Raw genomic sequence first — 6,311 nt, forward strand, 5'->3', positions numbered from 1 at the left:
GTCGGTGATGTCGGCGGTCACGAAGTGGAAGTCGGCGCCCAGGTCGGGCGGGGCGGCCACGTCGGCGCCGATGACGGAGCCGCCCTCGGCGAGCAGGCGCCGCGCGGTGGCCAGGCCGATGCCCGACGCCGCGCCCGTCACGACGAATGTTCGAGACCGGGCGCGATCGGCTTTGACCATGGCAGTCATGTTGGCACAGCCGCTTCGAGTGTGCCCACGGCGTCGCGTGTGAGCGTGTGGCGGAGATCCGGCCGAATTTCCGCCCTGCGCGCACACGCAAAGCCCCCAGTGCACACTCTGAGGGAACAAACTCACAGCACGCGGAGGGGTTATGCCATGCCCAGCTCGGTGACGCTCGCCGGATTCGTCGAGCGACATGCCCGGCAGCGGCCCGACGGCATCGCGATTCGCTACGGCGAGCGGCAGTGGTCGTGGGCGGAGTGGGCGTCGCGGATCCGGCGGGCGGCCGGGGCGCTGCAAGCCGCCGGCGTGCGGCGCGGCGAATGTGTGGCATTCCTCGACAAGAATCACCCGGCCTGCCTGGAGGTCCTCTTCGCCGCCGCGTCGATCGGCGCGGTGACGACCGTCGTCAACTGGCGGGTGACCGGCGATGGACTCGCGCACGTGCTGGGCGACAGTCGCGCGCGGTTGCTTTTCGTCGGCGCCGAGCTGCGGCCCGCGGTCGAGGCGGCCGCGGCCGAGGTCGCGGGCCTGGAACGCATCGTCGTGGTCGATGACGATTATGAGTCCCTGCTCACCGCAGCATCACCCGCACAGCCCGCGGAGGTCGACGAGAGCGACACCGCGCTGCTGATCTACAGCTCCGGCACCACCGGGCAACCGAAAGGCGTCCTGCTGAGCCAGCGCGCGCTGGCCAATCACGCGGCGAACCTGGCGCCGGCGTTCCCGTTCGCCGACGGGGACGCGAACCTCGTTTGCATGCCTCTCTTCCACGTGGGCGGAATCGGTTATGCGCTGTTCGGCATCGCGGCGGGGGTGCCGACGATCATGACCCGCGAACCCGACGCCGCGGCGTTGATCGGGGCGGTGCGGGCCGGCGCCACCCACGCGTTCTTCGTGCCACCCGTGATCGCCCGGTTCCTGGCCGCCGGCGAGACGACGAGCGCCGCGATCTCGGGCCTGCGCTACATCGTGTACGGGGCCGCGCCCATGCCGGTGCCGCTGCTGCATCGAGCGCTCGAGACCTGGCCCGAGACGAACTTCGTCCAGGTCTACGGGCAGACGGAACTGTGCGGGGCGGTCACCGCGCTCAGCGACGCCGACCACCGCGACCCCGACCGGCCCGGCCTGCAGCTGTCGGCAGGAAAGGCCGTGCTGGGCACCAAGGTTCGGGTAGTCGATCCCGAGACGGGTGAAGTGGTGCCCGTCGGGGAGCCGGGCGAGATCTGGGTGCGCAGCAACCAGAACATGAGCGGCTACCTGAATCGGCCGGAAGCGACCGCCGAGACCATCACCGCCGACGAGTGGGTGCGCACCGGCGACGTCGGGCGCCTCGATGCCGACGGTTACGTCTACATCGAAGACCGGCTCAAAGACATGATCATCACCGGCGGCGAGAACGTGTACGGGCCCGAGGTGGAAAGCGTGCTGATCGAGCATCCCGCCGTCGCCGACGCCGCGGTCATCGGTGTTCCCGACGACTTCTGGGGCGAATCGGTCAAGGCGATCGTCGTCGCCACCACCGAGGTCGATCCCGGCGACATCATCGGGTTCTGCCGCCGGCACCTGGCCGGCTACAAGTGCCCGCGAACCGTGGACTTCGTGCCCGCGCTCCCCCGCAACCCGAGCGGCAAGATCCTCAAAACCGTGCTGCGGCAACCGTATTGGCAAAACCGTGCCCGGAATGTTTGAGTAGAGCCATGAAAGTCGACGCGCGGCGACGTGACTGTGCGATCAGTGTGCTGGGCGGTCCGACGACGGTCGTCGACATCGCCGGCCGCAGGATCGTGATGGATCCGACCTTCGATCCGCCCGGCGAGCATTCCTACCTGACCAAGCTCACCGGGCCCGCGGTGAGCGCCGACGCGCTCGGGCCGGTGGACGCGGTATTGATCAGCCACGATCAGCATCCGGACAACCTGGACGACGACGGCCGCCGGATGGCGCTGGCCGCGCCCTTGGTCCTCACCCATCCCGGCGCCGCCGGCCGGCTGGGGCCGCTGGCGGTGGGAGTGCCGCCGTGGGAGTCGTATGACCTGCCCGGCGGATCGGGTTCCCTTGTCGCGCAGGCTGTTCCGGCGGTCCACGGCCCGGCCGACGGGCAACGCGACGCTAGCGGCCACATCAACTGCGAGGTGACGGGCTTTGTGCTGTCCGGGCCCGGCGCGCCCACGGTGTACATCAGCGGCGACAACGCCTCGTTGAGCGCGGTCAAGGAGGTCGCCGATCGCGTCGGCGAGATCGACATCGCGGTGCTTTTCGCGGGGGCGGCCAGCGTGCCGGCCAAGGAAAGGGGTCGGCCGTTGACACTGACGGCGGCGCGCGCGGCCGCCGCCGCCGAAGTTCTCGGCGCCAAGGTGGTGATACCGGCCCATGTCGACGGCTGGGCCCATTTCCGCGAGGGCGTCGACGAATTCGCCGCGGCGTTCGACCAGGCCGGGATCGGCAACCTGCTGCGGATCGCCGCCCACGGCGAGTGGATCGACCTATAGCCGTCCCTCGGCGCGCAGCTCCGGATGCACCCAGTCCGGCGAGCGCCGCTCCTTGAAGGCGCGGAAGCCGTCCCGGGCCTCGGCGTCGCTGAGACTGGCGCTCATGCCGATGCGGTCGTACAAGCCCAGATAGTTGTCGATGCTGGACTTGACGACGCCTCGCGCGCGCGGCGCGGTCCGACAGGCCTGCGCCAGAAGGTCGTTCGCGGTGGCGAGCAGGTCCTCGTGCGGCACGACCCTGGTCACCAGGCCCCAGTCGAGGGCGTCGGCCGCGGTCAGCACCCGGCCGGTGAACATGAGGTCGCGGGTGCGGACCGGCCCGATCAGGCGGACGAGCATCTGGCTGTAGTAGGTGTCAGCGTAGCCGCGGAAGAGTTCGGGCACCCGGAACGTCGCCCGCTCGCTGACCACCGACAGGTCGCTGCACAACGCGATCTGCATGCCGCCGCCCTGGCACAGCCCGTTGACCGCGGAGACGACGGGCTTGGCCGACGTCCGCACCGCGTCGAACGGCGTGACATCCATGCCTAGCGCCGAGCCGAAGGTCATCCAGGCGTCGGCGCCTCCCCCACCGCCCATGTCGCCGCCGGGCGCGAAGACGTCGCCGGTTCCGGTGATCAGCAGCCCCGCCAGGTCCGGGTCCTCGTTGACACGCCCTACGGCACAGCGGATTCCGAAGTACATCGCCGGGCTCAGGGCGTTGCGCGCCTCCGGGCGGTCGATCGTGCACACCGCGATCGGGCCCTGGCGCTCGAAGGTCAAGTACGGGGTACCCAGCCAATCGCCTTCGGGAGGGCGGGGGCTGCTCTGCGGTGTCGCCACGGGGCTCCTCTCACCTCGGCGCAACAGTGCGCCACAAACTGTAACGCCCCCTATAGGTACTGCATCGTGGCGGTTCCCATCGTCTGCGAGGCGTCGGCGATCAGGTTGGCCAGTTGGCCCTGCAGCGTGGTCGTGGCCTCGCCCACCGGTTGGTCGCAGAAGCGGCAGTGGGTCTTGAACTGCGGCTGCTCGTCCTCGTTCGGCCAGAATCGGCGTAGGCCCACCATTGCGCCGGGGTCGTACACGACCGACTGGTGCGGGGCCTCCTTGAGGATCCTGCCCACGGGATGGCTTTGCGGGCATTCGAGTTTCAGCACGCCGATGCCCTCTTGGTTGGCTACCATCGTCCACCGTCCTTACGGTCTTGGTCCTCTACTGCCGATTGCACACTAAAGAGCTGTCGCGTTGGGAGTAGTCGATCATGATTTCGTCAGCAGTGCTCGTACTGCCCGGGCAAAAAACCCGAACGGATAGGCGTGGCGCCATTGGCATGGCCTGATCGAACTCCGACATCGCCCCCTGCCGAGCGAAAACTCGGGCACCTGGCCGGCAAAACTGCGCCTGACGTGCAATATTGTGGTGGTCCCGGCTGGGATCGAACCAGCGACCTTCCGCGTGTGAAGCGGACTTCCGGCTTACACGGATGTGTTTTCGCTGTTCAAACCGGCAATGATTCCCGTAACTGGGCCTGTTGGACGTACTGATCCGCCGCTTTGGCCGCATATTGGCCGCATTGATGCGGCCTCTGGCGACGCATCGCGCTGTAAAGTTCGGCAATCCGGTTCGCGACTGCTGTCCCATGCCAATGACTCTGATAACCCAGCGCTGCCGTCGTGCGCCGCGAGTGGCGCCAAAACGACACAAGACCAAATTCCGAACAGGACCATTCGGCCCCCGATCAGCCGACGAGATCTTCCGCGCCGGCCAGGAAGCGCCCAACGGTGCTGTGGTGCACCTTGTGACGACGGCCGATCGTACTCGGTGCGGTGCCAGCGGCATGGTCGGCTAAAACCGCGGCCACGACCGCCGGGTCCTTGGAAAGTAATCCCGCTGCGAACCAGCTCGTCGGCCACCGGAGCCCACCGCGTATGAGCCGCCACACCCACTGCCTGCGTGACGGGGCCGAGGACCGCACCAAGCCTGCGAACAGAAGGCTCAAACGATGCCGACACCAGCGCGCCGATCTGTTGTGGCGCGCCACTGGGTTGGTCGGTTGTCGCTTCCTGCCGTGCCGTATGGACAGCATGACGTCCTGGTGTTTCTGTGCGATGGTCGCCTCACCGTCACGATACCGCTGGACGATCGACTCGGGCATCAGCGCCAGCAGGAGTCGATTGTTTTTGTTGCGCTGCTCGTTGAGCAACTGTTCTTTGATCGCGAGGTTGCGGCTCATCTCGTTGAACGCCGCGGTGAGGTCTCCGATTTCGTCGCGTGCCATTACCGGAATGTCGATGTTGTAGTCGCCGCAGCTGATCTTGCGCGTGCCCTCCTCGAGGCGCCGGACCGGCCCCATCGCCGCCTGGGCGATGAGCATCGAGGCCACGCAGATGACGAAAACCAGTGTGGTGACCGCGATCACGAGTGTCTTGCTGAACTTGCCCAGCCCCGCAAAAGCATCGGAGTCGTCGCGCGTCGCCAGGATCGACCAGTGCAGGTCGGAGTCGGGAATGTTCAGCGGGGCATAGGCTTCCAGTTCCTTGTTGCCCAGGTAATCGGTGGCGCTGACGACTCCAGTTTCTCCGCGTCGGGCGGCCCGAAATCCATCGGTCACAACCGGCTGCACCAGCGTCGTGCCGCACTGAGGGTGGGCATGTAGGATTATCTGGGGTTCGGATCGGGTGTGTATGACTGTTCCCGATTAGATGCGCGGCTTCGATTTCGCCTAAAAGGGAACAGTTCGTTCGGCCTGCGTTCCCGATTATGGCCTGACCCGAGGGCTGCGGCGTCGCATAGGCAGCGGCAGCCCGCACGAGCACAGGCTGAACGAGATGACCGAGCGGACGTTTGCCTGTGGTGCACCCAGGCGAACCCGCTCGCGGCTGGGCCCTCGAACTGCGCAGACACGGACCTCACAGCTTGCCGTCATTGGGTATGCCTTACCTTATTTAGGTGACCCTATCCGATGCCGTGCCGAACCTGCTGATCGGTCTGCGGGAAGGGTTGGAAGCTGGGCTGGTCGTCAGCATCCTGCTCGCCGCGGTGCACAAGTCCCCGCTGGCCGGAGACGTTCGGCGACCGACCGCTCCAATTTGGTTCGGTCTACTGGGAGCGATCACGGTGTCGGCGAGTTTCGCCACCGTGCTGAGTTCGACGACCAGTTCGCTCGGTGGGCTCGGTCAGGACGTCGCCGGGGGGCTGCTCAGCATCATTGCTGTCGTACTGGTGACCGCGATGATCTTCTGGATGTCGCAAACCGCCGCGAACCTGTCCGTTGAACTAAGCGGCAAGGTCCACGACGCGCTGATGTTGGGCGCCGGGGCACTTGCCCTGACCGCTTTCCTGGCAGTCGCACGCGAAGGTCTCGAAACGACACTGTTCTTCTGGACCGCCGCGAAGGCGGCAGGGGAATCGGTCGGTCCGATCATCGGCGGGGCGGTTGGCCTGACGATCGCCGTGGTGCTGTGCTGGCTGCTGTACCGGCGTACGGTGCGGATGAACCTGAAGGTCTTCTTCACACGAACGGCCGTGGTGCTGATCGTGATTGCCGCGGGAATCCTTGCCTACGGTATCGGCGATCTGCAGACCGCGGGCTGGCTGCCGGGCCGGTCCTGGTACGCGTTCGATTTCAGCGGACACGTCTCAACTGACTCGTGGTGG

The 6,311-nt window shown here is 66.9% G+C and carries 6 protein-coding genes, 1 tRNA gene and 1 pseudogene; 3 read left to right on the forward strand and 5 right to left on the reverse strand.

The features are described from left to right. A partial coding sequence (locus JWP83_RS26435; protein WP_297737282.1) for an SDR family NAD(P)-dependent oxidoreductase occupies positions 1-189 on the reverse strand: 189 nt, incomplete at its 3' end. A 147-nt stretch (positions 190-336) separates the two neighbouring features. On the opposite strand from JWP83_RS26435, the gene JWP83_RS26440 reads away from it, so the two are divergent. After that, the gene (locus JWP83_RS26440; RefSeq protein ID WP_297737285.1) at positions 337-1,872 is read left to right on the forward strand and encodes a long-chain-fatty-acid--CoA ligase; all 1,536 of its coding nucleotides are present in this window, start codon (positions 337-339) and stop codon (positions 1,870-1,872) included. A gap of 8 nt (positions 1,873-1,880) precedes the next feature. Next, positions 1,881-2,672, forward strand: coding sequence for an MBL fold metallo-hydrolase (locus tag JWP83_RS26445; RefSeq protein WP_297737288.1), 792 nt, complete (start codon positions 1,881-1,883; stop codon positions 2,670-2,672). On the opposite strand, the gene JWP83_RS26450 is transcribed toward JWP83_RS26445, so the two are convergent. The 4 genes and pseudogenes from JWP83_RS26450 to JWP83_RS26465 all read right to left on the reverse strand — a co-directional run. After that, positions 2,667-3,494 carry an enoyl-CoA hydratase/isomerase family protein gene (locus JWP83_RS26450; RefSeq protein ID WP_297737291.1) on the reverse strand — a complete coding sequence of 276 codons (828 nt, stop codon included), beginning with the start codon at positions 3,492-3,494 and terminating at the stop codon, positions 2,667-2,669. The genes JWP83_RS26445 and JWP83_RS26450 overlap by 6 nt on opposite strands. 50 nt (positions 3,495-3,544) lie before the next feature. Further along, positions 3,545-3,838 (reverse strand): hypothetical protein, encoded by a 294-nt coding sequence (locus tag JWP83_RS26455; protein WP_297737294.1) that lies wholly within the window; start codon positions 3,836-3,838, stop codon positions 3,545-3,547. 233 nt (positions 3,839-4,071) lie between these two features. Beyond that, positions 4,072-4,133: transfer RNA gene (locus JWP83_RS26460), tRNA-OTHER, on the reverse strand. A gap of 607 nt (positions 4,134-4,740) precedes the next feature. After that, positions 4,741-5,289 (reverse strand): annotated as a pseudogene (locus JWP83_RS26465) (HAMP domain-containing protein); the annotation flags it as partial. Positions 5,290-5,603: 314 nt separating this feature from the next. Here JWP83_RS26465 and JWP83_RS26470 point away from each other — a divergent pair. Then, positions 5,604-6,311 (forward strand): FTR1 family protein (locus JWP83_RS26470; protein WP_297737296.1); only part of this gene is annotated, 708 nt, incomplete at its 3' end.

This window comes from Mycobacterium sp. (assembly GCF_025965855.1).
GTDB lineage: Bacteria > Actinomycetota > Actinomycetes > Mycobacteriales > Mycobacteriaceae > Mycobacterium.